This is a genomic window from Bradyrhizobium sp. 87 (genome assembly GCF_023073015.1).
Classification (GTDB): Bacteria; Pseudomonadota; Alphaproteobacteria; order Rhizobiales; family Xanthobacteraceae; genus Bradyrhizobium; species Bradyrhizobium canariense_D.
In genome coordinates this window covers 1-1,378 of sequence record NZ_JADPIQ010000069.1, presented here as the reverse complement: position 1 = coordinate 1,378, position 1,378 = coordinate 1, and the positions used below count along the sequence as shown (strand labels likewise).

1 protein-coding gene is annotated in these 1,378 nt (G+C 60.2%); it reads left to right on the top strand.

What is annotated here, in order from left to right; translation table 11 throughout:
* The first annotated feature begins 68 nt into the window (after window positions 1-68).
* On the top strand, window positions 69-1,100 hold the full coding sequence (locus IVB50_RS16265) for an IS110 family transposase (protein ID WP_247296495.1): 1,032 nt from the start codon (window positions 69-71) through the stop codon (window positions 1,098-1,100).
* The last annotated feature ends 278 nt before the right edge of the window (window positions 1,101-1,378 follow it).

Here is a 1,378-nt window from a genome sequence, read left to right as displayed (position 1 = left end):
CCAATGGTATGGACCCCGCCCTTGCGGCGGTGGAATCTCAAGCGTCAACTGCAGCGAAGGAGGATGTTATGCAGGTCGTTCGGATAGGTCTAGATCTGGCGAAGTATGTCTTCGAAGTTCACGGCGTCGACAACCACGGGAAAGTCGTTGTGCGAAAGAGGTTACGTCGCGATGCGGTGGCCGGCTTTTTCGCCAATTTACCGGCCTGCCTGGTCGGCATGGAGGCTTCCAACGGGGCACACTATTGGGCTCGCGTGCTCACGGAGCTTGGCCATCAGGTCCGACTAATCAGCCCTCAGTTCGTGACACCATACGTCAAGTCGAACAAAAACGACCAGAACGATGCGGAAGCCATCTGCGAAGCGGTCGGTCGTCCGTCCATGCGCTTCGTGCCACCGAAATCAACCGATCAGCTGGCGGTACAGGCCGTCCACCGCATTCGCCGGCGCCTGGTCGCCGATCGAGTCAGGCTCGTCAATCAAATTCGCGGTCTTCTGTCCGAGCATGGGATTGTCATTGCCCGTGACATCGCGCAGCTGCGGCGTGGCCTCGCGGTCATCGTAGGAAACATCAATGACGACCTCAGCGAGATGCTCCGAGCGCTCATGAGGGAACTGCAAGAGGAGCTGTCCGAGCTTGATACCCGCATTGCAGCCTATGACCGGCGGATAAGGGAAATCTTCCGTACGAGTGAGCAGTGCCAGCGGCTCGGCAAAATCGAAGGCGTCGGACCTGTGACAGCAACAGCCTTGGTCGCCGCCGTGGGCGATAGAAGCTGTTTCAAGAACGGCCGACAGTTCGCGGCTTGGCTTGGTCTGGTACCCAAGCAGCGATCCAGTGGAGGGCGGGCCCGCTTGTTCGGCATCAGCAAACGGGGGGATCGATACCTGCGGACGCTGATGATTCACGGAGCTCGCGCCGCTTTAAGCCGTGCTAATGGCAAGCAGGATCCGCGAAGCCTATGGCTCGGCAAGATGCGGCAACGGCGCCATCCCAATGTCGCGGCCGTGGCTCTTGCCAACAAGAACGCGCGGATCGTGTGGGCTATGCTCACAGGCGGCGCGGCTTATGAGCCGGCGCTTTCGGTGAAGGCGGCCTGAAGCGAAGCGGCAATCAAGGAAAGGAGGTCTCACCGGCAATTGCAACAAATGGCAGGAGATGGCGAAACGGTCACCCCGTCGCTTCCCGAACCTGATGTGTGGACCGGCACGGCTTGCGCCGATGTCTCGGGGCCGTTGAGGTGGAAGCGGGCGAAAACCATCGAGGCTCGCGGCGGAGACGTTGTCCAGCCGCATCAAGAAGCCGGATATACGTCAGCAGTTGTGGCCGTCGATCCTGATCAAGCCAGTCGTTGCAATCGGGCGGGGTCCATATACGT

What these genes read in the sequence shown, in the direction of transcription:
- IVB50_RS16265 (WP_247296495.1), top strand. Translation starts at nt 69, where the DNA reads ATGCAGGTCGTTCGGATAGGTCTAGATCTGGCGAAGTATGTCTTCGAA.